General features: G+C 31.2%; 30 protein-coding genes. 12 read left to right on the forward strand and 18 right to left on the reverse strand.

Annotation, left to right across the window (positions count from 1 at the left end; all coding sequences use genetic code 11):
* Positions 1-14 precede the first annotated feature (14 nt).
* From PF021_RS04635 to cutA, 8 genes are read left to right on the forward strand one after another with little or no spacing between them, the layout of a single operon-like run.
* Entirely contained in the window at positions 15-572 is a 558-nt protein-coding gene (locus PF021_RS04635; protein ID WP_271021255.1) for a DedA family protein, read from the forward strand.
* 7 nt (positions 573-579) lie between these two features.
* Positions 580-945, forward strand: a complete 366-nt coding sequence (locus PF021_RS04640) for a methionine-R-sulfoxide reductase (protein ID WP_271021257.1) — start codon at positions 580-582, stop codon at positions 943-945.
* 49 nt (positions 946-994) lie between these two features.
* Positions 995-2,740 (forward strand): M3 family oligoendopeptidase, encoded by a 1,746-nt coding sequence (locus PF021_RS04645; RefSeq protein WP_271021258.1) that lies wholly within the window; start codon positions 995-997, stop codon positions 2,738-2,740.
* Positions 2,734-3,198, forward strand: a complete 465-nt coding sequence (locus tag PF021_RS04650) for a hypothetical protein (protein ID WP_271021259.1) — start codon at positions 2,734-2,736, stop codon at positions 3,196-3,198. Before PF021_RS04645 ends, PF021_RS04650 begins: the two co-directional genes overlap by 7 nt.
* A 39-nt stretch (positions 3,199-3,237) precedes the next feature.
* Positions 3,238-3,897 carry a DUF5644 domain-containing protein gene (locus PF021_RS04655; RefSeq protein ID WP_271021260.1) on the forward strand — a complete coding sequence of 220 codons (660 nt, stop codon included), beginning with the start codon at positions 3,238-3,240 and terminating at the stop codon, positions 3,895-3,897.
* A gap of 16 nt (positions 3,898-3,913) precedes the next feature.
* Positions 3,914-4,735 (forward strand): HdrB C-terminal domain-containing protein, encoded by an 822-nt coding sequence (locus PF021_RS04660; protein ID WP_271021261.1) that lies wholly within the window; start codon positions 3,914-3,916, stop codon positions 4,733-4,735.
* Between the two features lie 9 nt (positions 4,736-4,744).
* Positions 4,745-5,026: a hypothetical protein gene (locus tag PF021_RS04665; RefSeq protein WP_271021262.1), complete on the forward strand. Its 282-nt coding sequence runs from the start codon at positions 4,745-4,747 to the stop codon at positions 5,024-5,026.
* Positions 5,027-5,028: 2 nt separating this feature from the next.
* On the forward strand, positions 5,029-5,361 hold the full coding sequence (cutA, locus tag PF021_RS04670) for a divalent cation tolerance protein CutA (RefSeq protein ID WP_271021263.1): 333 nt from the start codon (positions 5,029-5,031) through the stop codon (positions 5,359-5,361).
* Here the strand turns inward: cutA and PF021_RS04675 are convergent.
* The 8 genes from PF021_RS04675 to fliL all read right to left on the reverse strand — a co-directional run bounded on the left by PF021_RS04675 (position 5,358) and on the right by fliL (position 10,350).
* Positions 5,358-5,579 carry a YdcH family protein gene (locus PF021_RS04675; protein ID WP_271021264.1) on the reverse strand — a complete coding sequence of 74 codons (222 nt, stop codon included), beginning with the start codon at positions 5,577-5,579 and terminating at the stop codon, positions 5,358-5,360. The two genes, cutA and PF021_RS04675, sit on opposite strands and share 4 nt — an antisense overlap.
* A gap of 51 nt (positions 5,580-5,630) precedes the next feature.
* Complete coding sequence (gene argJ, locus PF021_RS04680; protein WP_271021265.1) at positions 5,631-6,833, reverse strand: bifunctional glutamate N-acetyltransferase/amino-acid acetyltransferase ArgJ; 1,203 nt, start codon at positions 6,831-6,833, stop codon at positions 5,631-5,633.
* The gene (locus tag PF021_RS04685) at positions 6,826-7,956 is read right to left on the reverse strand and encodes a potassium channel family protein (RefSeq protein WP_271021266.1); all 1,131 of its coding nucleotides are present in this window, start codon (positions 7,954-7,956) and stop codon (positions 6,826-6,828) included. The genes argJ and PF021_RS04685 overlap by 8 nt, the downstream gene beginning before the upstream one ends.
* A 15-nt stretch (positions 7,957-7,971) precedes the next feature.
* Entirely contained in the window at positions 7,972-8,160 is a 189-nt protein-coding gene (gene rpmB / locus PF021_RS04690; RefSeq protein ID WP_271021268.1) for a 50S ribosomal protein L28, read from the reverse strand.
* 64 nt (positions 8,161-8,224) lie between these two features.
* A complete protein-coding gene (locus PF021_RS04695) occupies positions 8,225-9,187 on the reverse strand; it encodes an NAD(P)-binding domain-containing protein (protein WP_271021269.1) in 963 nt (320 codons plus the stop codon).
* The gene (gene ccoS, locus PF021_RS04700) at positions 9,184-9,381 is read right to left on the reverse strand and encodes a cbb3-type cytochrome oxidase assembly protein CcoS (RefSeq protein ID WP_271021270.1); all 198 of its coding nucleotides are present in this window, start codon (positions 9,379-9,381) and stop codon (positions 9,184-9,186) included. Before ccoS ends, PF021_RS04695 begins: the two co-directional genes overlap by 4 nt.
* A gap of 51 nt (positions 9,382-9,432) precedes the next feature.
* Complete coding sequence (gene acpS / locus PF021_RS04705; protein ID WP_271021488.1) at positions 9,433-9,789, reverse strand: holo-ACP synthase; 357 nt, start codon at positions 9,787-9,789, stop codon at positions 9,433-9,435.
* A gap of 9 nt (positions 9,790-9,798) precedes the next feature.
* Positions 9,799-10,350, reverse strand: coding sequence for a flagellar basal body-associated protein FliL (gene fliL / locus PF021_RS04710; protein ID WP_271021271.1), 552 nt, complete (start codon positions 10,348-10,350; stop codon positions 9,799-9,801).
* Between the two features lie 139 nt (positions 10,351-10,489).
* Here fliL and gdhA point away from each other — a divergent pair, with 139 nt between their 5' ends.
* Genes gdhA through PF021_RS04730 form a run of 4 tightly spaced genes read left to right on the forward strand, consistent with a single transcriptional unit; the run spans position 10,490 to position 14,114 of the window.
* The gene (gene gdhA, locus PF021_RS04715; RefSeq protein WP_271021272.1) at positions 10,490-11,842 is read left to right on the forward strand and encodes an NADP-specific glutamate dehydrogenase; all 1,353 of its coding nucleotides are present in this window, start codon (positions 10,490-10,492) and stop codon (positions 11,840-11,842) included.
* Between the two features lie 9 nt (positions 11,843-11,851).
* Entirely contained in the window at positions 11,852-12,673 is an 822-nt protein-coding gene (locus PF021_RS04720) for a DNA ligase (RefSeq protein WP_271021273.1), read from the forward strand.
* Positions 12,674-13,303 carry a MarC family protein gene (locus PF021_RS04725; protein WP_271021274.1) on the forward strand — a complete coding sequence of 210 codons (630 nt, stop codon included), beginning with the start codon at positions 12,674-12,676 and terminating at the stop codon, positions 13,301-13,303.
* A 1-nt stretch (position 13,304) separates the two neighbouring features.
* Complete coding sequence (locus PF021_RS04730; RefSeq protein ID WP_271021489.1) at positions 13,305-14,114, forward strand: ferritin-like domain-containing protein; 810 nt, start codon at positions 13,305-13,307, stop codon at positions 14,112-14,114.
* A 116-nt stretch (positions 14,115-14,230) separates the two neighbouring features.
* On the opposite strand, the gene PF021_RS04735 is transcribed toward PF021_RS04730, so the two are convergent.
* From PF021_RS04735 to purS, 10 genes are read right to left on the reverse strand one after another with little or no spacing between them, the layout of a single operon-like run.
* Positions 14,231-16,441 (reverse strand): endonuclease MutS2, encoded by a 2,211-nt coding sequence (locus PF021_RS04735; protein WP_271021275.1) that lies wholly within the window; start codon positions 16,439-16,441, stop codon positions 14,231-14,233.
* A 2-nt stretch (positions 16,442-16,443) separates the two neighbouring features.
* Positions 16,444-16,803, reverse strand: a complete 360-nt coding sequence (locus PF021_RS04740) for a hypothetical protein (protein WP_271021276.1) — start codon at positions 16,801-16,803, stop codon at positions 16,444-16,446.
* Positions 16,800-18,134 (reverse strand): UDP-N-acetylmuramate--L-alanine ligase, encoded by a 1,335-nt coding sequence (gene murC / locus PF021_RS04745; RefSeq protein WP_271021490.1) that lies wholly within the window; start codon positions 18,132-18,134, stop codon positions 16,800-16,802. Before murC ends, PF021_RS04740 begins: the two co-directional genes overlap by 4 nt.
* Positions 18,131-19,255 carry a succinyldiaminopimelate transaminase gene (locus PF021_RS04750; protein WP_271021277.1) on the reverse strand — a complete coding sequence of 375 codons (1,125 nt, stop codon included), beginning with the start codon at positions 19,253-19,255 and terminating at the stop codon, positions 18,131-18,133. Before PF021_RS04750 ends, murC begins: the two co-directional genes overlap by 4 nt.
* A complete protein-coding gene (locus PF021_RS04755) occupies positions 19,255-20,739 on the reverse strand; it encodes a DEAD/DEAH box helicase (RefSeq protein WP_271021278.1) in 1,485 nt (494 codons plus the stop codon). The genes PF021_RS04750 and PF021_RS04755 overlap by 1 nt, the downstream gene beginning before the upstream one ends.
* A gap of 36 nt (positions 20,740-20,775) precedes the next feature.
* On the reverse strand, positions 20,776-22,248 hold the full coding sequence (locus tag PF021_RS04760; protein WP_271021279.1) for a hypothetical protein: 1,473 nt from the start codon (positions 22,246-22,248) through the stop codon (positions 20,776-20,778).
* Positions 22,233-22,931: a lysophospholipid acyltransferase family protein gene (locus PF021_RS04765; RefSeq protein ID WP_271021280.1), complete on the reverse strand. Its 699-nt coding sequence runs from the start codon at positions 22,929-22,931 to the stop codon at positions 22,233-22,235. The genes PF021_RS04760 and PF021_RS04765 overlap by 16 nt, the downstream gene beginning before the upstream one ends.
* Positions 22,918-24,141 (reverse strand): SH3 domain-containing protein, encoded by a 1,224-nt coding sequence (locus tag PF021_RS04770; RefSeq protein ID WP_271021281.1) that lies wholly within the window; start codon positions 24,139-24,141, stop codon positions 22,918-22,920. The genes PF021_RS04765 and PF021_RS04770 overlap by 14 nt, the downstream gene beginning before the upstream one ends.
* A complete protein-coding gene (gene purQ, locus PF021_RS04775) occupies positions 24,138-24,797 on the reverse strand; it encodes a phosphoribosylformylglycinamidine synthase subunit PurQ (protein WP_271021282.1) in 660 nt (219 codons plus the stop codon). The genes PF021_RS04770 and purQ overlap by 4 nt, the downstream gene beginning before the upstream one ends.
* Positions 24,794-25,030, reverse strand: coding sequence for a phosphoribosylformylglycinamidine synthase subunit PurS (purS, locus tag PF021_RS04780; protein ID WP_271021283.1), 237 nt, complete (start codon positions 25,028-25,030; stop codon positions 24,794-24,796). Before purS ends, purQ begins: the two co-directional genes overlap by 4 nt.
* Between the last annotated feature and the right edge of the window lie 3 nt (positions 25,031-25,033).

The raw sequence follows: 25,033 nt of genomic DNA on the forward strand, positions 1-25,033 counted from the left end.
TAAGAGGAAAAATTATGCAAGAAACAATTGATTTAATAATTAAATATGGATATGTAATATTATTTTTATACTCACTTGGAGGTGGATTTGTAGCATTAATAGGTGCAAGTGTGCTAAGTTGGGCTGGAAAAATGGATCTGACACTAAGCATAATAGTAGCAGTAATTGCGAATTTTTTAGGAGATTTGCTTTTATTTTATCTAACAAGATACCAAAAAGAAAGTATGCTGAGCTACATAAAAAAGCACAAACGAAAAATAGCCTACATAAATATATTAATGAAAAAATATGGCTCAATAATTCTAATTGTACAAAAATATATATATGGGATAAAAACTCTAGTCCCCGCTGCTGTGGCACTAACAAAATATAGCTTTATAAAGTTTAACATATACAATGCAATAGGAGCAATTATATGGGGTATTAGCGTTGGATTATTGGGATATTTCTTGGGTGAATTTATAGTAAATTTAGTTGATACGCTAAGTGCTTATCCATACATAGCGCCTATTTTTATTTTTGTTATTTTTGGGATATTATGGCTATGGTTAAGTAAGGTTAGCAAAAAGTGAGGATTATATGCAATACAACAAGTTAACACCGCAAGAAGAATACATAATAATTAATAAAGGGACAGAGAGACCATTTAGCGGAGAATATGAGAACTTTTTTGAAGATGGAATTTATGTATGCAAAAGATGTGATAGCAAATTATTTACTTCAGAATCTAAGTTTCACTCAAATTGCGGTTGGCCTAGCTTTGAATCTTGCATAAAAGATTCAATAATAGAAACATTAGATAGCGATAAAATAAGAATGGAAATAATATGTGCAAACTGCAAAGGACATTTAGGGCATGTATTTCGCGGCGAAGGATTTACAGAGACAAACACACGACATTGTGTAAATTCTCTAGCTATAAAATTTATAAAAAATGAAAAATAAATTTAGAATTTTTATAATAGAATATAAAATTTAATAATTAAGGATTATTATGAGCAAGGTTGATGTTTGGGATTTAAAGCCACTTTTTAAAGATAAAAAAACCCTATTAGCACAAATGCAGCAAACAATACAAGATTCAAAGGATTTTGAAGAGACATATAAGGGCAAACTGCAAAACATAAATAGCAAAGACTTTCAAAGTGTAATTGAAAAATACGAAGCAAATTATCAAGCAATTTCACAAATAATGACATATTCATTTTTGCTATTTGCATCTGATACTTCACATGGAGCATTTTATTCACAATGTGAGCTAGAATGCAACAAAGCCCAAGAATCTCTTTTGTTTTTTGAGTTAGAATTTAACTCACTAGGTGATACAAAAAAGCAAGAAATAATAAAATCATCACCAAAGTATTCATATTATTTAGAACTACTTATGCAGTATTCTAAATTTCAATTAAGTTTGCTAGAAGAAAAGGTATTACTAAAAGTCCGTCCTGCTGGATCAGAACTATTTAGCAGACTATTTGATGAGCATTTTAGTAAATTGAAATTTAAATTTGATAACAAACTCTTAAGCGAAGAAGAGGTGCTAAGTTTGCTTTATAGCAAAGATAGAAAAATAAGAAAAAAAGCTTCAATCTCACTAAGCAAGACATTAAAAGACAACATAGACTTACTAACATACATACTAAATGCAATAAGAAAAGACCTAAAGATTACAAAAGAGTTAAGAGGCTATGAATCTTTAGAGCACTCTCGCCATATAAGCAACCAAACAACTCAAAAAAGCGTTGATTGCATGGTTGATACAATAAATGAAAATGTAAAAATAGTAGAAGAATATTACAAAATAAAATCAAAAATACTAAAAATAAAAAATTTGCAAGATTACGACAGATACGCACCAATCCCATCAAAAGATAACACAGAGTTTGATTATATAACCTCTAAAACATTAGTGCTTGAGACTTTTCAAGGATTCTCAAATAAATTCTACAAAATCGCAAAAGAAGCATTTGAAAATGGCTGGATAGATAGCCACCCAAGAGATAGAAAAAGAGGAGGAGCATTTAGCCATGGAGCAACTCCAAATGCACACCCATACTTAATGCTAAACCACACAAACCAAAGAAGAGATATATTTACAATGGCACATGAGCTAGGACACACGATTCATCAAAAGCTATCATATAGCGTAGGATATCTAAATGCTGATACTCCACTAACTACCGCAGAGACTGCATCTGTATTTGCTGAAATGCTACTTTTTGATAAATTAAAAAACCAAATAAGCGATGATGAAAAAATATCTCTTTATGCAGGTAAATTAGAAGATATATTTGCAACACTCTTTAGGCAAAATGTCTTTACAAACTTTGAGAGAAGAATCCACAACAAAGAAGGCGAACTAAGCAGTGATGAAATAAGCAATATATGGCAAGAAGAAAACCAAAAAATGTTTGGAGATAGCCTAAAACTAAGTGATAATTATAAATTATGGTGGTCTTATATACCTCATTTTATACACTCTCCATTTTATTGCTATGCTTATAGCTATGGGCAATTACTTGTTATGGCACTTTTTGGTCTTTATAAACAAAACAAAGATGATTTCATTCCAAAATACGAAAGATTCTTAAGTCTAGGTGGAAGTAAATCACCAAAAGAGTTGGTAGAAATATTTGGCTTTGATATTGAAGATAGAGACTTTTGGAAGATAGGAATAAAAGAAGTAAAAGACATGCTAGATGAGCTAAAGACAATAATCAATAAAGGAAAAACATGTTAAGCATAATGCATAATAAAAATTTCCAAACATTAATAAAGAAACATTGCTTTGAAATTATAAAATCACTAATGGATAAGAAAATAAACTTCTCCATCGTATGCAATATATCTTGCGTGAAGTTTGAACCACAGCTACCAGATTCGATACGGAATTCATTTAATGACTTAACTCTTTTTATTCTAGCTGGATACACTTTTGAAAGTTTAGAGTTAGATTCAAACAATTTATATTTTGAAGCTGGGTTTGGCGATGATAACTTGGGTAGTTTTGTAACTACACCTCTTGAATCTATAGTGCAAATAATACTACCAAATGATATAGATAATGGCTCTGATGTATGCCTTTTTATAAACATAATGGCAAGTTTTGCGCCTGAAATAAAATCAGAAAATGATGGAATAAATAGCTCAATTAAAGCCATATTATCAAATCCAAAAAATCATAAGTTTAAAAAATAATTTTTTAGATATACTAAATCATTTTAAGCGGAGAAGCATATGGAAGTAAAACTAGACTTGGAACTCTTTAGATTCGATATAAAAACAGACTATCTACCATACTACTCCAAGCTACAAATAAGCATACAAGACAATCAAAACCTGCTTGATTTACTAAACTTAATAAAGCTAAAAATAAGGGATTATGGATACAAAGAATATGGATTTAAAATCTATGATGTAGTTGTATTTGATTTTAGCATTACAATAGACGAGCTAATAAAAAAATTTGGAAAAAGAATCATTATAAATCCCCTACATCAGAGACTTGTTACAAAAGATTTAATAATAAATGAAGAGCCGTTTTTAGAAAATATATCCAAACTAGAACAATATGGCTTAAGTGAAGATAGAGATTTTATTGCTTCATTTATACCATATGCCTACGCCACTCCGCTTAGCTTGGAGTATGATAGCTATTTAGGAGAAGTATTTTTTGCTATTGCATATTCACTATATCAAACAAATAGAAACAAAGAAATACTAAATATAGTATCAAATATGTCAAATGGAATCTTTAATGCACAAAACATAGAAACATATACATATCCTTGTGATACCAAAATTGATAAATATATACATGAGTTTCAAGAATTAATACTAAAAGAACATAGCACTAAAGAACTGCAAACTTTCAAATCAAAATTACTAACAAACTAATTTAAAAGGAGGTTTTATGGATTCTTTAGTCTTATTGCAAAATAATTTTTATAAAAATGGCTCATCAATACTTACTCAAACTCTACAACAACTAACAAAAAAGCTAAATATACAAACAGATGAGATAAAAACAATACAACTTGGTAATAAATTATTGTCATTAGATGAATCTTATTATATAAATTTGATAAGTTTATTAACACAGGTTAGCAAAGATGGAAACAAGCTTATTATATATGATAGTCAAAGTTTAATCGAGATAATAAAATTGTTTAAAAAATTATATGAAGATTCTGATTTTAAAGAAGACTTAGAACAATCAATCAAGCAAAGCATAGATGTTATATCACTTGAAAATACAATCAAATTCATACCAGAAATAATCCTACAAGCACTAAATCAAAACATAGATTCAATTAATATTGGTCGGTGGAATGGCTTTAAATGTGGATTCATCATCGATAGAGAGCTAGAAGGCTTGATAAAAGAGCTAAAAATACTAGAACAACTTGAATTAACCACAGGACTTAAGATACTTCCTTTCTTTAGCGAAAGCTATGATTATTTACTAAGCACTAATGAAGAATTAGCCTATAAAATGGCGTCTAAAATATACTATGAAATGGTAGATAGTGGGATTGATTTTATAATGAGCGTAAATATTGGTAATTTTGAACTATTTGATACACATGCTTTAGAATTAAAAAAAGCAACACATAGAGATGATGAGAATATACCAGTGCTTTTTATCCCGCAAGTCATACTTGCATTATTTAAAGATTCAAACAAAGAATCTCTTTTATTTAACAAACATAAAATAACACCACAAATGCTATAAGGAATAAATTTGGTAATCGCACTTAAGGTAATTATATCTCTTGCTGTTGCTATGGCTTGGTATAAACTAACTGAAAACCAAGAAATATCAATAGCATTTTTTGTTCTTATGCTAGCTATATCATTTATGCGTCCAATAACATACCAAAGCCCGACAGAAAGGGAGGAGTATTTGGAGAAATTTAGGCGTTCAAAAGAAAGACAGCTAAACTTAGAAAATATGAGAAGAGAAGAGAAGAAAAAAGCACTAGAAGAAAAGAAAAAAAGAATCGAAAAAGAAAAAAAGGAATAAAAATGCCAAGCCTAATCACGCTAACAACCACAACAACAAAAGAAAATGCAAAAAAACTAGAATCTGTCGTTATTAAGTCTGCACTAAGTGCATGCATACAAAAAATCGAAGTAGCAAGTGTCTATGTTTGGGGTGATAAGGTAGAAAATGCTAATGAAATTAAGCTTATTTTTAAAACATCAAAAACAGAAATAGAAAATCTAATAGCTCTAATTAAAGCAAACCACGAATATGAAAACCCAGAAATAATATACACAAAAGTTAAAGTATCAAAAAAGTATAAAAAGTGGTATAAAGATTCAATAGAAGCTCTAAAAAGAGCTAATATTCTTTAGTGAGTTTTCTTATACTCCATAATCATCGCATAAGCCTCATCTTTAAGCACTAGCTTCTTTCTTTTTAACTCACCCAATTCTGCATCACTAGCGTGTTCTCTGCCTTCTGAAATATTTTGAATCTTTTGATCTAGCTCATTATGCTCATCAAAAATTTTTGCAAAATGTGCATTTTCTTGCTTTAACACACTGATCTCATCTCTATATTCATGTAACATCACAACTCCTTTGTTTTTAAGTTGATTAGATTATAACAAAATAGGCTGAATCTAACTTCTATAATCGGCATTGATTTTTACATACTCATGCCCCAAATCACACCCATAAGCAGTAAAGCTACCATTCCCTGTTCCAAGTTTGCAAGTAATTTTATATGAATCTTTTTGCAAGACTTTTGCAGCCTTCTCTTCATTATCTCTATCAAAATAAATTTCACCATCTTTATAAACGCATACTTTATCAAAGAAGATTTGAAGTCTTTTAGCATCGCATTTTACACCACTTGCACCTATAGTAGATGCAATCCTACCCCAATTTGGATCACAACCAAACAAAGCAGTCTTAACAAGCAAAGAATTACTCAAAGCCTTAGCACAAACCATAGCCTCATCATCACTATGTGCTTCTAGCACCTCAAATGCAACTACTCTAGTAGCTCCCTCACCATCTTTTACAACCTCTAAAGACAAATACTCCATAATCTTATACAAAGCAAAAGAAAATGCCTCTTTATCATAGATTCCACTTTGTCCATTTGATAAAAGCATAATAGTATCATTTGTAGAAGTATCGCCATCTACGCTAATTGCATTAAATGTCATATATGCATTTTTTTGCAGAATCTCTTTTAAATTATTCTTTGGCACAAGTGCATCTGTTGTAATAAAACATAACATAGTAGCTAAAGATGGATTTATCATGCCCGCACCCTTGCATATAGCCCCTATTTTAAAGCTTCTATTATCATCTAATACAACTTCAAAGGCGATACTCTTTGGATATCTATCAGTAGTCATTATTGCATGTTTTGCATTGTCATTATTCTTACTATTTAAATTTATCTTACTTAAAGATTCGCATATTTTTTCTACTGGTAGTTGGACACCTATTACACCAGTAGAACTCATTAATGGATTTTTAATTTCTGTGAATCTTTTGCTCAAATTAGACATGATAGATTCTATATTCATAATTCCAACATCACCAGTTAAGGCATTTGCATTTTTGGAATTTATAAGCACAAAATTTGTCTTAAAGTCATCTTTTAACTTTTCTTCTTGCATTTTATAATGAGCTATTGGTGCAGCATAAAAATTATTTTTTGTAAATAAACATTCAACTTCACACATGCTTGTAGAATAAATAAAAGCTACATCAACCTCACAATTTGGCTTTAACCCAGCACTAATCCCATCTGCAAAGAAACCATTAGCCGCACACACTCCACCTTCAATTGGAAATATACTAAACATATTTTAACTCCTCTGGCTTGTCTTTTTTAGATATTAACTGCTTTGTTAGCCTAACACCTTGAGAAGTCCCTATAACCAATAATTTACTACCACTTGTAATTATTGTATCTTCACTTGGCATTGAAATAAACTTACCATCTTTTTGCGTGATTCCAACAACTGAAGTTTGAGTAATCTCTCTTACATGTGCTTCTTTTAGCTTTTTAAACACAAGCCAAGAATATCTTGGAATTGCTATTTCCTCCAAGTCTAAAGGAGTATCTTTTTGGTATGCAAAACGCTCAAGCAAATTTTCCATATCTGGGTTTGTAGCCATAGCATTTACCCTTTGAGCAAAAAGTCTTGAAGGGGATACAACACAATCAGCACCTAGCTTTTTTAACTTCTCTTCTTCTTCTATATTATTTGCATTCCCTATTATAAAATAAGGCTTCCTACCAAGCTCCTTTTCATACAACCTAACAGAAGCAACTTGTGCTATATTATCAGCCACATTACTTGATAAGGTTATAACACCTCTAGCACTTGATAAATGGCACTTTAACATAGCGGTTTCTAAATGTGGATCTTCATTTATAAAAAATGGATAATTATATTTTAGAGCTATATCTTCTAGTGCAGGATTGTTATCAACAACCACAAATGGTATATGTGCCTTTCTAAATTGTTGTGCTAGTTGTATAGAGTATTCATTGTGATAACAAATTACAAAATGATTCTTTAGTCTTGCAATTTTATATATCATATTCCTCTCCTTTATTACCAAAACTAATTTTCCACGATTTAAAATATCAATCACACCAATCACACAAAAGCTCAATACAGCTGAACCAGATAACATAACAATAGCTGTATAAAATACATCCATTGCATCAAATTGATCCTCTTTTAAAGCACCAAAACCAGTGGTTGTAAATGTGTATGAACTTTGAAAGAATGCTTCTATTAAAGTATAGTCTGTAACAACCATATAACCAAGTGTACTAAGTAATATTCCTAGAAATAATAAAATAAATGGAAGTCTAAAAGGCTTTAATTGTTCATATAGCATACCAGATAAATCAATATCTGGTTTTTGAGAAGTATCCCAATGGATAAATTTTCTAAACTTATCAAAAAACACTTTTTTTCTTGTTTTTTATGAGTGTTTCTTCATAGTTCTTAAAGTAGAAGCAGCGATTTTAATTTTAGTAGTTGTCCCATCTTCTAATTTAATTCTAACAGTTCTTAAATTAGGTAATGATCTTTTTTTTGTTTTATTGTTTGCATGACTTACATTGTTTCCTACCATAGGTCCCTTACCGCTAAAAAAACATCTCTTTGCCATCAAATATCCTTAATTTTTAAAATAACCTTAATTTTAACAAAATATATATAATATAAACATTAAACTAAGAATCTAGCCTCTCTTTAATGTCTTGCACAATCTTAAAACCATGATTTAGTGCCGCCGCAATGGAGCCACCATTTTTATACAAAATATCACCTGCGATATATATATTTTTCACAGAGCTTTCATGATTTTCATCTACAACAGGAATTCCATCAGAATCTATTTTTAAGCCACACTTCTTCAAAAAGTCAATTGGAGCTATACCGCCAATAGCATAGATAATTCTGTCATAAGTATCACTTGTGCCATCTGTATAATTAACTTTTGGCTTACCATTACTATCCTCTAATGATTGTATATCAACCCCAAACTTAGGTGTAATTGATTGTTTATTTAGACAACTATCCAAATTTTCCTTATTAACATCATTAATTCTTGAAAATTCTGTTTTTCTATAATTTAAAATTACTTCATTTGTTTCACTTAACACACAAGCATATTCAACAGCAGAATTCCCACCGCCAACCACTAAAACCTTTTCTCCTTCTTGCACTTCATTAGCATTGAAGTTGATAATCTTGCGCAAAGTGCTTGGCAATTGATATGAAGGCTTATTTGGTTGCCCCATTTTACCTATTGATATTATTATAAATTTAGCTTTAATGGTCAAATTATCAGTAGTATGTATGACAAAATTTTCACCATCTTTTGTTATAGATTCTACTTCTGTGTTGAATCTTGCCTCAAAATGGTTATCTTTAATAATGTTGTCAAACAAATCTAGTGTGCTCTCTTTTGTTCCATCGCAAAAATAAATATTACCATCAAGTTCTATTTTTTGACCCCTATAATCCTTATCAACTCTTTTTCTATCCTTATAAAACTTCCTAATAGTAGTAGAATGTCCATCGCCCTTTTCAAACAAAATAACATCTTTGATTCCCAAGACAACAGATTCAACCGCAGACGCGATACCACCAGGACCACCACCAATAATAGCAACTTCATATATATCTTTCATTTATCTTTACCTTTCTTTGTAGTTTTACTAGCTACATGACGCAAATCATCTTCACTATCAAACAACACACCTTGCATCATTTTCTTTTCATCATCAAACTGCCCATTCTTCAAGCCCCAAACAAAAGCTATAAGACCTATTAGTCCTATAACCAATGAAGTGGCTATCATAACACTAACCATAGTTGTATTCATAGGATATCTTTGCATCAACTTCAAAATAAAAGCTTCAATTATATCAAAATTTTAATCTTCTTTTAAAATAATTACTGCAGCAACAGCAAAGCCACTATCATGCGTTATAGATAAACTGGTAGATTGTATTTTAAAAGTCTCTTGCACCCTACTACTTAGCCTTATACTGGGTGCTCCACTATCTAATTTGAAGATTTCTATATCGCGAAATGTTAATTCCTTTGAGATTCCGCATTTAAGGGCTTTTGAGACTGCTTCTTTAGCAGCCCAAATCCCAGCTATACTCTGCGGACTTTTAGCCATTATCATTTCACTATCACTCAAGAATCTAGCCTTGCCTTTGTCTCCAAACTTTTCAACAAATGCCCTCATTCTCTCTATTGAAACTAAATCAATTCCAATTTCTATATTCAAAACTTATTGCACCACAAACTCTGTAAAGAATACATTAGCAACTCTACCATCAACTAAAAACTCGTTTAATCTCTCTATGATCTCTTCTTTTAGTTTTTGCTTGCCCTTGCTAGTTTGCACTTCTTCAAAAGTTTTTGAGCTAAGAATTGTAATTAAAACATCTCTTATAATATCCCTCTTTGTATCTAGCTCTGCAGTCATTTCAGAGACGCTAAGCTCCAATGCTATGGAAGTTTTTAAATATCTTTTGCCACCACCAGAAGACATTAGATTAACTATAAATTGATCCACAGGATACATAGTTCCAATACTGAGCAAACTGCTATTTGGATTTGCTGCACTTCCTCTATTTGACGCACTTTGTAATTGTTCTGTCGGAGCTGTAGCTTGTGCTTGCATTTCTTCTTCATTTCCACCGCTAAATATCAATACAGCTACCAAAATAAGAACTATCAAAAGCAAAACAACAACACCGATGATAACAAAAAGTATCATTTTGTTCTGCTTTAATGCTGATAGTTTAGATTCCTTACTTTCTTGTTCTTCTTCTGCCATATTAAACTCCTAAGATATTGATATGTTAATTTTTGAAATATTAGCTAAATAAATATGCGTTATGCAAATAATGTGTTATGTTTATATAAAGATAAGTTTAATATAATCAAAAACTTTTAAAAACAACAAAGGAGAACACATGAGCTATACACAAAAAATAATACAAAAAGTAGAATCCCTATACCCAGACCAAGTAGAATTTCACCAAGCAGTAAAAGAAGTATTAGAATCCATACAACCTGCACTACAAAAAGACAAAAGATACGAATCTCATAAGATACTAGAAAGAATCGTAATACCAGAAAGACAAATAAACTTCAGAGTAACATGGGAAGATGATAATGGAGAGATTCAAGTAAATAGAGGATATAGAATCGAATTTAGCAGTGCCTTAGGACCATATAAAGGAGGTCTAAGATTCCACCCTAGTGTTACAGAGGGTATCATTAAGTTTTTAGGATTTGAGCAAATCTTCAAAAACGCATTAACAGGACTTTCTATGGGAGGCGGTAAAGGTGGAAGTGACTTTGACCCAAAAGGCAAAAGCGATAGAGAGATTATGAGATTTTGCCAAAGCTTTATGAATGAATTATATAGACACATAGGAGCTACTACCGATGTTCCAGCAGGAGATATAGGTGTAGGAGGAAGAGAGATAGGATATTTGTTTGGACAATATAAAAAACTAACCAACAGATTCGATGGTGTTTTGACAGGTAAATCCCTATTATGGGGCGGAAGCTTGGTTAGGACAGAGGCTACAGGATATGGTAGTGTGTATTTCGCTCAAGAAATGTTAAATAATAGCAACTTTGGCTCTCTAGCAGGTCAAACATGTCTAGTATCAGGTAGCGGAAATGTAGCAATATACACAATAGAAAAACTACAAAAACTAGGTGCAAAGCCAGTTACAATTAGCGATTCAAAAGGCTTTATATATGATGAAAGCGGTATTGACCTAGCATTATTAAAGGAAATAAAAGAAGTAAGAAGAGAAAGCCTAGAATCCTATGCTAAAGAAAAAAAGAGTGCAAAATACACAAGTGCAAATGACTATCCAAAAGATTCAAACCCAATTTGGAGCATACCTTGCTTTGCTGCATTCCCTAGTGCAACTCAAAATGAAATCAACAAAAAAGACGCAGAGATTCTAATAAAAAATGGTTGCAAATGTGTAAGCGAGGGTGCTAATATGCCATCAACCATAGAAGCTGTGCATAAATTCTTAGATGCTAAAATATGCTATGGTCCAGGCAAGGCTGCTAATGCTGGTGGTGTAGCTACAAGCGGATTGGAGATGAGTCAAAATGCTTCAATGACCTCATGGAGCTTTGAAGAAGTAGATACAAAATTACACAATATAATGAAAAATATATATATAAGTGCAAGTGAGACTGCAAAAGAATTTGGAGAACCTACAAACTTAGTCTTAGGTGCAAATATAGCAGGCTTTAGAAAAGTAGCAAATGCAATGATAGAACAAGGAATCTAAAGGAATCTAATGGCTTTTATAGTAAGAGTAATATTTTTATTTTGCTTTATTTTAATCAGTGCAAATGCTATTGAATTTAAAATATATCAAAAAGATTCTCTAAGCTTCAGCAATACAGAATATCTAATGAGTGAAAAGTTAGATGGTATAAGAGGAGTGTGGAATGGCACCTCCTTATTAACTAGAAATAACAATGAAATAAAAGCTCCAAAAGAATGGACAAAAAACTTTCCGCCATTTATGCTTGATGGTGAATTATGGATAAAAAGAAATTCTTTTGAGCAAATATCGAGTATTGTTAGAAACTCAAAATCAAGCATAGATGATTGGAGAGAAGTTACATACAATGTATTTGATGCACCAAATATTTGCGATTCTTGTACACTTTTAGAAAGACTAGACTTATTAACCAAATACTTACAAGAAAATCCAAATGAAAACATAAGAATAATCCCACAACATATAATAGCAAGTGAAGATGAATTAGAAGCATATTTTGATAATATAGTAAAAAATGGTGGCGAAGGGCTAATAATAAGAGAAAATAAAAATCCAAACATAGCCTACAAATATAAGCCATACTATGATAATGAATGTCAAGTTATAGGTTATAAAGAAGGTAAAGGAAAGTATGAAGGATTAGTTGGTGCATTAGTGTGCAAAACAATAATCAAGGATACAGAAATAATACTTAGCATAGGTTCTGGTCTAAGCAAAAAAGACAGGGCAAATCCACCAAAAATAAATAGCATAATCACATACAAATACAATGGACTAACAAAAAATAATGTCCCAAGATTCCCAGTGTTCATAAGAGAAAGAGTTGAATAAATGTTTGACACAATAGAATCGCAACTATATGCAATATTAGTAGCATCTGTTACTATTCTTTCTGTTATGAATCCTTTTGGAAATCTCCCACAGTTTATATCCATGACAGAAGAGTTAGAATCTCAAGTCAAACAATATCTATTTAGAAATATTCTTTTTACCTCATTTATAATTGTGATTATTTTTATATTTATAGGTCCTTTTATTATGAAGTATTTATTCAAGGTAGATTTAAACGACTTACGAATCGCTGGTGGATTACTTTTGATATTAGTAAGTTTAAAAAGCCTATTATTTACACAAAGACACAACTCTAAAGCACAAACAAACCTAACAAAATCAGAGCTACTAAGTCAGTCAATAGTGCCAATGGCATTCCCAATGCTTGTAGGTCCTGGAACGCTATCGACTATAATAATATTAATTGAAGTAAGTGGGCTTATGACAACTTTATATGCTGTAATTGCTAGTTTTTTGTTTATGTTTATATTATTTCATTTTGCTGCTACTATAGAGAGGGTTTTAGGAAAGCTAGTCTTACATGTGCTATCAAGGATTGCCCTAATTTTCATAATGGCTATTGGGGTAAAAATGATAATAATTGGTATCCAATCAATAATCGAGGTGTGATATTTTTAGTAAATTATATGACGCACTAAATGCAAAAACTGCAGATGAAAAATGCAACCTAGTAAAAGAAATATGGAAAAATTTTGAAGATTTATACACAGATAAAGAAGCAGAGATTTTGCCACTATTAAAGCCAACATTTGCAAACTTCTGCCAAGTAGTAAGCCCAAAGGAAGTGCCACAAGGAAAGATTTTAAAGCAAGATATTCATCTAGCTTACTTATTGCACTCAATAGTGCATATAGAATTTTCTGCAATAGATTTAGCCCTAGATAGTGCATATCGCTTTAGAAACATGCCAAAACAATACTATTATGATTGGATAGAAGTAGCAAAAGAGGAAGTAACTCATTATGAAAAATTGCATGGTTTATTAGAAACTCTAGGTTTTAAATATGGAGATTTTAAAGTGCATGATACTTTATTTCAAGCATTAAAAATTTGCAAAAACCACCTAGATAGAATAGCCCTAGTGCCTAGAGGCATGGAAGCTGTCGGCTTAGATGTAAATCCATTTCTAACAACAAAAATACAAAAAAGCAAACATAAATTACAAAATGAAATTTTAGATGTTTTGTATCTAATTTTTAACGAAGAAATAAGTCATGTAAGCAAGGGTAGCGTGTGGTTTAACTATCTATGCGATATAAATCATATACAAATAAAAGAAAGACCAACTAAATATATTGAAATTCTAAGCAAATACAATTTCAAACTCCCAAAAGCAAACACTCATCTAAACAAAGAAGCAAGGATCAAAGCAGGCTTTAGCGCAGAGGAGATAGATAAACTTTATTTATTCTCCTCTTAACATTACTTGCTAGTTCTGTTTGCTGGGTGCTGATAATCTGGCTTATCACAACCACTAATAACAAAAATTGAAGCAATAATTCCTAATAAAAATAAAAACTTTTTCATATTTTTCCTTTATAGTTTTATGATTTTTGCGCCAAATCCACCAGATTTCTGTGGGGCATCTACAAACTCTACCACCTTTGGGTGAGATTGCAAAAAATCCCTAACCAAAGATGAAAGCCTACCAGTTCCAATTCCATGATATACCAAAACCTCATCAAACCCTGCTATTAGACTATTTGATATAAACTCATCTAACGCTTCAAGCGCTTCTTCTCCCCTCATACCATGCAAATCAAGCATTACATTTGCATTCTTTGGAGTTTCTACATTGAAGCTACTTTGCTTTGTCTGTTGGATTTGAGTATGCTTTAGTTTATCAATCCCTACTCTAAGCTTCATGCCATCGGTCATTTGCACCAAAGCTACATTTTTTTGCAATTGCAAAATAACCCCCTTAGAGTTGCCGTATTTTACACTATCTCCTATTTTAAATTCCTTTACCTCTATACTTTTTATAGCCTTTTGCTCTTTAATTGCTTTTAGTATGTTGTTTGCTGTATTTAATTTTCTATGAATCTCTTGTGAGCTTTTTAGCTTGACTGCTTCTTTGGCTTCATTAATTGCATTATTGTAGATTCTCTCTAACTCACGCTTTTTAGCTTCAAATTCATTTTGCAATGCTTCTTCTTTGTGTTTTAGATTCTGTAGCTTATTATCTAGCTCTTGTAGTTTTAAATTTTCATTTCTTATTTTATTTTGTAGCTTCATTTCTAGTTTGGCAGAGTTTTCTATTAATTCATTTAATCTTTCTTTATCTGCTCCATGCAACTCTCTTGCTTTATTTATTAGCATTTTTGGTATGCCATATCTAATAGCAGTCTCAAATGCATAGCTTTTGCCTATTGTTCCATCTAAAAATTCATAAGTTGGAATCTCTTTTCTTTCATCATACAATGTAGCTAATAACTGCACTCTACTATCCCCAGCCATTAGTGAAGCTAGACGCTTATGATGAGTTGTTAGAATTATTTTATTTCCCTTACTTGCTAAATTATCAAGTAGAATCTGAAATAACGAAGCTGCCTCATCACTATCAGTTCCTAACTCTATTTCATCTACTCCAATTATTCCTTCTGTTTTCTTTAAAATCTCACTAAATGCTAGCATTCGTCCTGCAAATGTGGAAATATCATTTTTGCTACTTTGTGGGTCATCTAATATTAAATCGATAAATTTAAAATTACCAATTGCTGATTTAGATGCATTAATAGGCATAGGAATTAGGTATTTTGACAAAAACACAACACTTAAAATAGACTTTAGTAGCATTGTTTTACCACCTGCATTTACACCTGTAATCATAAGTATATCGCCACTAAAATTAATGCTTATGGACTTTGGATTTTTTAATGCCGGATGTTTAAATTCACATATTTTAAGATTCTTAGAATCTTTTGTAAGTAAGAATTCTAAATTTTTAACCCTAGCAAAATTTAGCCTTGCTTGATAGTTATCAAATCTATCAAACTCCCTATTTATGAATTTCAAAAACAATAGATTCTTAGTAAAAGTTTGTGATATGTCCCTAGCAATTTCAAAAATTAATTCTTCTTTTTTGTTTGCAAGAGTGCTTAATTTATCCCTCATGGACGCAATCTGACTTGGCACAACATAAAAAAACCCAAACTTAGACCTATTAATTATGCTTCCTTTTAATACATTATTAAACCCAGCCCTAAGTAATAGGCAGTCCTCATCATCTACCAAATGTATCTGACTATCAACCAAATATGGTATTAAACTTTCCTTTTGCAGATATTCTCTTAAGATGTTTTGTATATCTCTTTTTATAATCCTTATGCTCTCACACACAGAATCTAGCTCTAAATATACACCCTCTTTTATCTTGCCATTATCTTTAAAGGTCTTTGTAATCTCAAGTATTGGTGATGGGATATTAATCCCGCTAATCCACTTATCTAAAAGGCTTTTGGTATCTAAAATTGACTTTAATGACTTTAGATATAAAAAATATTTGATAATTTTTACAAATTCAAAAATATCATCTAGGTGCAAATGCCCAAATTTACGCAAAAGTTGCAATTCTTTATCTAAATTTTTAACCTCTTTTGGCGAAGTAAAGTCTATGTCTTCTAGCTCTTTTATGTAGCTTAGGTGAATCTTGCTATCACCCTCTAGCTTTATATCCTTCTTTCGTGCTAAAAAGGTCTCAAAAAGTGATATATACTCTTCTAAATCAAGCTTTTTAACTAACTCCATACTTACTCTTTATGGCAATTCTTAAGAGGAATATTAACTTTATAATACTCCCCCTCCTTGCCTATCACACTAAGTGTGCCACTTACAAAATTAAACTTCGTATTATTAACATCAATATTATCACCATTTAACTTGCATGTGATATTTCTACCTTGCAAGAAAACTTCTGATAATTGCCTTATGTAGCTTTCATTTTTATCTTGCATAGAAGTAAAAATACCAATACAAATTGCAACAAACAACAACACTCCACCAACAACAAACCTAGCATTAGCACTTAGAATCTCAAACCTAACAAGTAATTGCACAATTAACAAAATAACCAATACAACTAAAATTACAATTAGCCAATAATGCATCAAATTCCACCTCTTAACTGATAAGTCAAATCTCCTGCATTAAACCCAGCTATAATCCCGCTATTAAGACCTAGAATCTTTTTATTATCTTTATATATCTCTAAGCTATCTCCAACCCTCTTTACATAGTCAGCAAAAATAGGATTATACTTTGCAAATAACTTTTCAAAATCAATCTCTCTTCGTTCTTCTCCCACACAATACACAGGTAGAATAATTAGTCTATCAAGCCCATAAAAACACTCAACAAAAGAATCTAAATTATCGCACAACCTAGAATATTTATGTGGCTGCCATATACCGCATAAAGAATCTGCTTTTATTAAATTTTGATATATCTTTAAAGCCTTTATAGTTGTAGAAATTTCAGTTGGGTGATGTGCATAATCATCAATAATCACACAAGTTTCATTGCATAAAATATCGAATCTTTTTTTGATTCCTACAAACTTTTTTATATTTTCTCTAATCTCATCTAACCCAATACAATCCACAACACTAAGTATCGCTAAAGACGCATCTAATGCTATATGTTTTCCTATTCCATAGCATTCAAAATATCCATAATCTATATCTTTATGTGTTAATCTAAATTTGGTCTTAGGGATATTATTATCCAAAATATAGCTAACATCGCTTATATCTTTGCTTGGATATAGCTTTATACATGGGATATCTAAACTCCCCAAAAAACTATCTTCTGCATTAATCACTCTTTTTTTTGCTAGAAGCAAAAACTCTCTATAAGCTCCATAAAACAACTCTAAATTATGCTCATAAGTCTCCATATGTTCTGGTTCTGCGTTTGTTACAATCGCACAATATGGATTGCAGTTTAAAAAACTCTTATCAGATTCATCAGCTTCAAAAACAACAACATTATCACATGCCCTATCATCACACACAACTCTAACATTTGAATCAAACTCTTTGCTTAAAGCCCCTATTAGAGAGTTTGCATGTTGCATTATAGAAGATAGTATTGCACTTGTCGTGCTTTTCCCATGTGCTCCTGCTACTGCATATACTTGTGTATCTTTTAGTATCCATTTTAGAGATTCTTTTCTTGACATTATTTTGATATTTTTTTCCCTAGCCTTTTGCAATTCCACATTATCACTTTTAATAATACTTGAGTGTATTATTAAATCTTGGTCATTTATAATGCTTGAATCATGCGGGATTTGAACTATTATTCCAGCCTCTTTTAATTGCTTAGTAATCACCCCTTCGCTCACATCAGAACCAGTAATGCTAATCCCCTTACTTTGCATATATCTAGCAAGTGCTGATATACCAATACCACCTATACCGATAAAATGAATCTTTTTTATAGACACTTTTTTATCCCATGTAATGCAGTTTTTATTATATCTTGCGTATAAACCAATGCCAATCTTACATATCCTTTGCCCGGATTTATACCATTATCACACCTAGATAGAAAGCTACCCGGTAAAACTAATATATTCTCTCTTAATAACAACTCCTTAGTCCATTGCAAATCATCACCAACATAAAGCCAAACATAAAATGTCTCACTAGGCACACTAATGCTAAGAATCTCACTTGCTAATTGCAGATTCTCTTTATATTTTTGCCTATTTTCTTCTACACTTTTTATATCACGCCATGCAAGTGAAGCCGCCCTTTGCAGTGGGCTTGGAGAAGCTGCTCCAACATATGTTCTATATCTTGCATATTTTTGTAGTATTTCTCTATCTCCTGCTACAAATCCACTTCTTAAAGAAGGAGCACTAGATCTTTTGGAGATAGAATTTATAGCTAAGATGTTTTTGAAGCTTTTATTATTTGCCTTAATACTTGCTTCAAGGATAGAGCATGGTGGATTTAGAGAATATATATCACTATAACACTCATCATTTATAAGCACGAAGTTATATGTCAGTGCATTTTCAACCCACTCTTGTAACTCATCTATGCTAAGAGAGATTCCAGTTGGATTATTTGGAGAGTTAAGTATTACAACATCACATTTCTCCATATCTTCTTTAGATAATGTTGGTTTATACCCATTTTCTTTTGTTAGATTCATATATATACTATTTGCCTTAGAGGCAATAGTAGCTCCCTCATATATCTGATAAAATGGATTTGGGTGAGCTATTGTAGGATTTTGTTTATTAAAAAGTAAAAATTGAGGCAAATTAAACAAAACTTCTCTAGTGCCAAATGTTGAGACTATTTCATCTCTAGCAATCTCTATATTGAATCTATTTTTCACGTATTCAATAATTGCGTTATTTAAAAAGTCTTCACCTGCAGTTTTTGGGTATTTATTAAATAACTTTACATCTTCACAAACAGCATTACAGATAAACTCTGGAGTATCAAATTGTGGCTCACCAATGCCAAGTGATATTAAGCCATCTTTTTTTGGAATCTCTTTTATTAAATCATTTAATTTTTCAAAAGGATATGGTTGAAAATCCATCATTTTCTCCTTTTATGATTTTTGCTATCCGTTTGTTTTGTGTTTTTACCCCCAGAATCCCTTTTGTTTCTAGTATCTTTTCTATCTCTATGATTTCTGCTTCTAGGTTGCTTTTTTTTCTTTATGGATTCTAGCTCATTATTGAATCTTATTAAATCCTCTTTCTTATAACCTATTTTATTTGGTCCTATGACTATGCTTTCTTTTAGTATCATGGATAATAATTTGCAAACTAATTGTGCTATATCTACATTGCCTCTAAGTTGCTCATAAAGTCGCAAAGATTCATCGCTTATATCTTGTTTTAGTATATTTTCTATCATTTTTGATTCTTTATTATGCAAAACATCTTGTATGCATGGAATCTCATATAGCTCTATTTTTGCCTTTGTGCTTTCTTTTATCTTTCTTATTTCTTTAAACTCTAAAGGAGTAGCAAGAGTGATTGCAACCCCCTTTTTACCAGCTCTGCCGGTTCTACCTATCCTATGCACATAACTTTCAGAGTTTAGCGGTATATGGAAGTTAAACACATGGCTAACCCCACTAATATCAAGCCCCCTTGCTGCAATATCTGTTGCAACCAAGATATTAATTTTAGATTCTTTGAAACTTTTTATGGATTTTAATCTATCTTTTTGCTCCATATCCCCATGCAATGCTAGTGCGTTATAACCCCTATCAAGCAATCTTTCACATAAAATATCTGCTTCTTTTTTAGTTCGCGTAAAAATTATTGCCTTATTTGGAATCTCACTATCAATAAGCCTAACAATAGCTTCTTCTCTCTCGTTTTCATTAATTATGTAATACCTTTGAGAAATATCAGTATTTGTTGTGTTATCAGGCGTTATTTTTATTAACTTTGGATTATCCAAAATCTTCTGTGCAAGGTGCTTTATTGGCGTTGGCATTGTCGCAGAGAACAAAAGTGTCTGCCTATCATTTGATAAAAACTCAAAAATCTCTTCAATATCATCTAAAAATCCCATATCAAGCATTTCATCAGATTCATCCAAAACAACAAATCTAGGACAAAAATTCTTTAATCTATCATTACGCAAATGATCTAATAGCCTACCGGGAGTTGCAATTACTACTTGTGGTTTTTTGCCCAAAAGCTCTATTTGTCTTTTTATTGGTTGTCCGCCATATAATGAGACCGTCTTTACATTATTAAACTTCCCAAGCCTAAAAATCTCATCACTAATTTGCATAGCTAATTCTCTAGTTGGAGTTATAATTAATGCTTCAATTTCACCATTGTTTTTCATCTTTTGCAAAAGAGGAAGTCCAAATGCAGCAGTCTTACCAGTGCCTGTTTGTGCTTGTGCTATTACATCTAATCCATCTAGTATTATAGGTATTGCTTCTTGTTGTATTGGGCTTGGCTCACTAAACCCAGCTTCCTTAATACCTCTTAAAATATTTTTTTTAAATCCAAAAATTTCAAATCCGTTTTTATTATCTTTAGTAGTTTTCATTATATCCTCGAAAAAGCCCAAATTATATCACATTTATCAATCTGCAAACCCAAAGCGATTTTCTTTGGATTGTTTTGTAATCAATAAAAATGGAGTTTTTTCATTGGTTTTTAGCATTCTGCCCTCTTTAATTAGGGAGTTTATATCCTTCCAAATATTATTTTTATCAACATATATCTTGTCAAATTTTGTCTCACTCATATATGCAAAATACATAGTATGCTTATATGCAGTCTTAACACAATTAAACTTATTTTGTGCAAGAATCTTTAGCTTCATTTCCATAGCTTCTTTTTCATCTGAAGTAACTATTAGATAATATCTCTTATGTTGCTTTTTTAACTTGTTTATATGATGATAGAGCAAGTTGTCATATTCATTTAGTTTATGTTTATTTAACCTATCTAAATATTGTTCTATATAGTATGTTGTAATTGGAACCATTTCATTTTCTGGGTTTTTAAAATAGATTTTTTCAAAAGACACAGAATGCAGTGCTTTGCTATAAATTTTATCATCTAAAATGCTAAAGCAAATATCAAGTCCGCTTTTTATCTTTTTATAAATCCTTTGATATGTCTTTGCAAACAAGCTTTGAAATTCTTCAAAATAATGCTTTTCAAACTGCTCTTTTAATGACATTAGTGTTGTAAATTTATACTCTAACTTTTGCTCTTCACTTAGCAGGTGATTCATTTCAGATTCTAGTTTTTCTTTTTTTGCCTTGCTTTCACTTACATTTAGTTTACTCTCAATACGCCTATTTAGCAATGATACTTCACTTTTAATACTAGCAATCCTTTTTGTAGCAAATGCCTTTGAATCTCTAGCATTATCTATTGCTGCAAGTAATGCCTGAAAATGACATTGTTGCGATAGAAAAAACTGCTCAAAGATATACTTGACATTCAAGTTTTGATTCCTCTCAAACTCCCTAAATGCTGTCTCAAGTCTAGCAACAACACTTAACTCTTCCATAAAATCATCTTTTTTTATTGTTTTATCTATGTTTAATAAATTATCAAGTGCCTTTGGAACAAATTTTTTCACATAAAAATAATCATACAAAAACTCACCATCTGATAAATGCAAATCATTTAAAAATGAAATTGCTAAAAATTCTTCTTTAAAATAACACTTAATTGAATCTACAAGCTTGATAGTAAGTGGGATAGTTGTGATGTTATCGTAGTTTGTTTGCTTGTATATCTTTTGCACCATTTGTGCTCTTATGTTGCTTTGGAGCGTTTCTAATTGTTCATCAGTATCATTATGCCAAAAATCATATTCACTAATTAGAGTATTTCCACCAAATTCTTGAAACTTAGATACCCTACAATCAGTAATCACATTGTCATTATTGCACCTAAATTCAACATACATACCCACCATAGGCATAACCTTCATATCATGCCATGTCTCTTTTGTGAATTCAAAAAGCATTTTAGAAGAGTTTATAACTACCCCCTTGCCATTACTGCTTAAATATCTGACTATTCGCCCATGCATATATCACTCTTTGTATAAATTTTTGTATATTCATCTTGCATTAATTCTTTAAGTTCGTTATACCAATCATCTCCACTAGGAATAAAAGATTCTAAGTATTTAATTGTAAAATTGGAATTATCAAACTTAAATGCACCAACATCTAAATTAGCCCTAGTTCCAAAAAACACTATCGGTTGCACCTTTAACTTAAAGTTATCTATCAAAACCTTAGCTCCTTGCTTGAAAGGTAATAGCTTCTCTCCTCCTTTTGATCTAGTGCCTTCTGGGAAGATACATAGCACTCTATTGTTATGCAATCTATCTTCTGCTTCTTTAAGTAGCCTTATTATCTCTCTTTTACTCTCTCTATTTATAAGTATCATTTTTGGTGCCTTTAGTGCATGTCCATACAAGAAAGCTTCACCTAACTCCTTTTTGGCAATCCAACATAAATTAAGAGGACATATAGCCTCTAATACTATTACATCCATGAAACTTTGATGATTCATTACTAAAATTTGTGCTTCTTTATCTATGCTACCAATCTCCTCATATTTCACACAAAATATCTTTAAAAATATTTTAGCAACAAATCGCCTAATAACCCTATTATATCGCCCAAACATATACATAAACAAAATAGCAAAAGGCACAACAACTAGCACATATACTACAGCATTAAAGGCTCTAATTTTGGACATCATTCTTCTTAACCCACCCTATTCTATCATCATCTAATAAAACCTTGTAATATCCTCTCTTATCATCTAAAATCTTAACTTCTAATACATTATTTGTTGTCATAATTATTGTAGAGTTAAAGGTAGGCTGAATCCTAATTGGTATATTTGCCTTTAACACCGCTTCACTCCTAGAAGATAAAACCACAAACAAAACTACAAGCAATGCTACAAATACAACAATAAAAATAACTTTCCTCTTATAAAAATAAAGTCCAATAAAAATCAGTAATAAAAATAAAATTATAGATACTTTAAAAAATTGCAAATTGTTTTTTGGCTTTATATCGCTTTGAGTGCTAACCCTCTCATCATGAGGGATATTTTCAACTTGTAATTCAACATATTTTGATTGCTGTGTATTAAAATAATCAAAAGAAATAACACCTAAAGACTTTGGCACTATTACATAATAAAATGCTACAGATTCTTTGTAATTTCCATCTTTGCTTTCAATGCCCTGTTGAGAATAATTATCTAAGTAAAAATCAAACAAATTACCAACTTTACTAGCAAGTTGAAAAACAGCTAGATTATTTTCAGAATCATAAGTTGTAATTTTTGTATCTAATATTCTTAAATCATTTGCAATAACTTGAGAATATCTACCCTTTCTATCAAGCTTGATTGCTTTACCACGCATAAAATCCGTGCTTTCTGTGAATTCTCCATCGCTTGTATTTATCGTAACTTTTAGCTTAGGTATTGAATAGCTTGTCTGCTTTATTTGAAAATAAAATGTATTTTTCAAGCTAGAATCTGGTTCTAATATCCAATTTTCCTGCGGATTTAAAATAGCAACACTATCATTTTCTATAATAAATTCCGTCTTTATCGTGGAATAATCTCCAAAAACTAACATCTTAAAATCAATAGGAATTATTTGATTTACATACAAAATATCATTAGAAAAATTAACCACATTTAAGTAAATATGTTTTGTAATAACAGCATTATTTTGAATGCTTGTAGTGCTATTTGACTCACTTGTTATATTGTTTTGATTGCTACTATTGTAGATTAATTCTTTGATTTCTTTTGTTAGCTCGTTTGATTGTATGGCTTCTTGTTGTTCTATTGTATCATTAGTCCTAGTCAAGCTAGAATCTAATGACACATCGCTTTGTGCATACAATAATAGTGAAAATAGAAAATATATAAAAATTTTCATAGAATCCTAGACTTTACAAACCCATGTAACATTTTAAGTCCAGCATCATTGCCAAGAAGACTATCCACCGCTCTTTCTGGATGTGGCATAAGACCAAAAACATTTTTTTGCTTGTTGCAGATTCCTGCTATATTGTTAATAGAACCATTTATATTATCTTTATACCTTAATATCACTTGATTATTTTTTTCTAATTCTTCTACATTATCAATATAATAATTACCATCAGCATGGGCTATAGGGACATTAACCATATCACCTGTATTGAAGTTTGATAAAAATGCATTATTATTATCCACCACTTCTAAATCTACACTCTTTGATATGAAGTGTAGATTCTCATTCCTCTTCATAGCACCATCTAATAATCCACTCTCAAGCAATATCTGAAAACCATTGCAAATCCCAAGCACATATCCACCATCATTGGCAAACTTAATAACACTCTTCATAATCGGAGAAAACCTAGCAATAGCACCACTTCTCAAATAATCACCATAGCTAAAGCCACCCGGAATTACGACAAGCTTAGTATCACTTGGTAAAGATTCTTCTTTATGCCAAATTATCTTTGTCTTTACCCCAAGTAAAGAATATGCATACTCCATATCATATTCACAATTAGTGCCCAAAAATTGTAAAATAGCTACACTCATAACAATATCTCATAATCTTCTATAACTACATTAGCCAACAAACTCTCGCACATCTCTGTAACTTCTTGCCTAACCTTTTCTTTATCATCACTATTTATGTTAAGTGTAATTATTTTGCCAACACTAACATCGCTTACGCTATTATGTCCCAATGATAGCAATGCATGGTGTATAGCTTTACCTTGAGGGTCTAAGATTCCACTTCTTAATCTTACTTTTACTTCAACTATCACATA

It is taken from the genome of Helicobacter ibis (assembly GCF_027859255.1).
Classification (GTDB): domain Bacteria; phylum Campylobacterota; class Campylobacteria; order Campylobacterales; family Helicobacteraceae; genus Helicobacter_D; species Helicobacter_D ibis.

Coding starts and splice junctions, on each gene's coding strand:
- PF021_RS04650 (WP_271021259.1), top strand. CDS start 2,734: ATGTTAAGCATAATGCATAATAAAAATTTCCAAACATTAATAAAGAAA.
- PF021_RS04720 (WP_271021273.1), top strand. CDS start 11,852: ATGGCTTTTATAGTAAGAGTAATATTTTTATTTTGCTTTATTTTAATC.
- fliL (WP_271021271.1), bottom strand. CDS start 10,350: ATGGCAGAAGAAGAACAAGAAAGTAAGGAATCTAAACTATCAGCATTA.
- PF021_RS04750 (WP_271021277.1), bottom strand. CDS start 19,255: ATGGATTTTCAACCATATCCTTTTGAAAAATTAAATGATTTAATAAAA.
- argJ (WP_271021265.1), bottom strand. CDS start 6,833: ATGTTTAGTATATTTCCAATTGAAGGTGGAGTGTGTGCGGCTAATGGT.
- PF021_RS04660 (WP_271021261.1), top strand. CDS start 3,914: ATGGATTCTTTAGTCTTATTGCAAAATAATTTTTATAAAAATGGCTCA.
- PF021_RS04635 (WP_271021255.1), top strand. CDS start 15: ATGCAAGAAACAATTGATTTAATAATTAAATATGGATATGTAATATTA.
- PF021_RS04695 (WP_271021269.1), bottom strand. CDS start 9,187: ATGAAAGATATATATGAAGTTGCTATTATTGGTGGTGGTCCTGGTGGT.
- PF021_RS04770 (WP_271021281.1), bottom strand. CDS start 24,141: ATGAAAATTTTTATATATTTTCTATTTTCACTATTATTGTATGCACAA.
- rpmB (WP_271021268.1), bottom strand. CDS start 8,160: ATGGCAAAGAGATGTTTTTTTAGCGGTAAGGGACCTATGGTAGGAAAC.
- purQ (WP_271021282.1), bottom strand. CDS start 24,797: ATGAGTGTAGCTATTTTACAATTTTTGGGCACTAATTGTGAATATGAT.
- cutA (WP_271021263.1), top strand. CDS start 5,029: ATGCCAAGCCTAATCACGCTAACAACCACAACAACAAAAGAAAATGCA.
- ccoS (WP_271021270.1), bottom strand. CDS start 9,381: ATGAATACAACTATGGTTAGTGTTATGATAGCCACTTCATTGGTTATA.
- PF021_RS04645 (WP_271021258.1), top strand. CDS start 995: ATGAGCAAGGTTGATGTTTGGGATTTAAAGCCACTTTTTAAAGATAAA.
- PF021_RS04675 (WP_271021264.1), bottom strand. CDS start 5,579: ATGTTACATGAATATAGAGATGAGATCAGTGTGTTAAAGCAAGAAAAT.
- PF021_RS04655 (WP_271021260.1), top strand. CDS start 3,238: ATGGAAGTAAAACTAGACTTGGAACTCTTTAGATTCGATATAAAAACA.
- gdhA (WP_271021272.1), top strand. CDS start 10,490: ATGAGCTATACACAAAAAATAATACAAAAAGTAGAATCCCTATACCCA.
- PF021_RS04735 (WP_271021275.1), bottom strand. CDS start 16,441: ATGGAGTTAGTTAAAAAGCTTGATTTAGAAGAGTATATATCACTTTTT.
- PF021_RS04760 (WP_271021279.1), bottom strand. CDS start 22,248: ATGCATGGGCGAATAGTCAGATATTTAAGCAGTAATGGCAAGGGGGTA.
- PF021_RS04765 (WP_271021280.1), bottom strand. CDS start 22,931: ATGTCCAAAATTAGAGCCTTTAATGCTGTAGTATATGTGCTAGTTGTT.
- PF021_RS04725 (WP_271021274.1), top strand. CDS start 12,674: ATGTTTGACACAATAGAATCGCAACTATATGCAATATTAGTAGCATCT.
- PF021_RS04640 (WP_271021257.1), top strand. CDS start 580: ATGCAATACAACAAGTTAACACCGCAAGAAGAATACATAATAATTAAT.
- PF021_RS04755 (WP_271021278.1), bottom strand. CDS start 20,739: ATGAAAACTACTAAAGATAATAAAAACGGATTTGAAATTTTTGGATTT.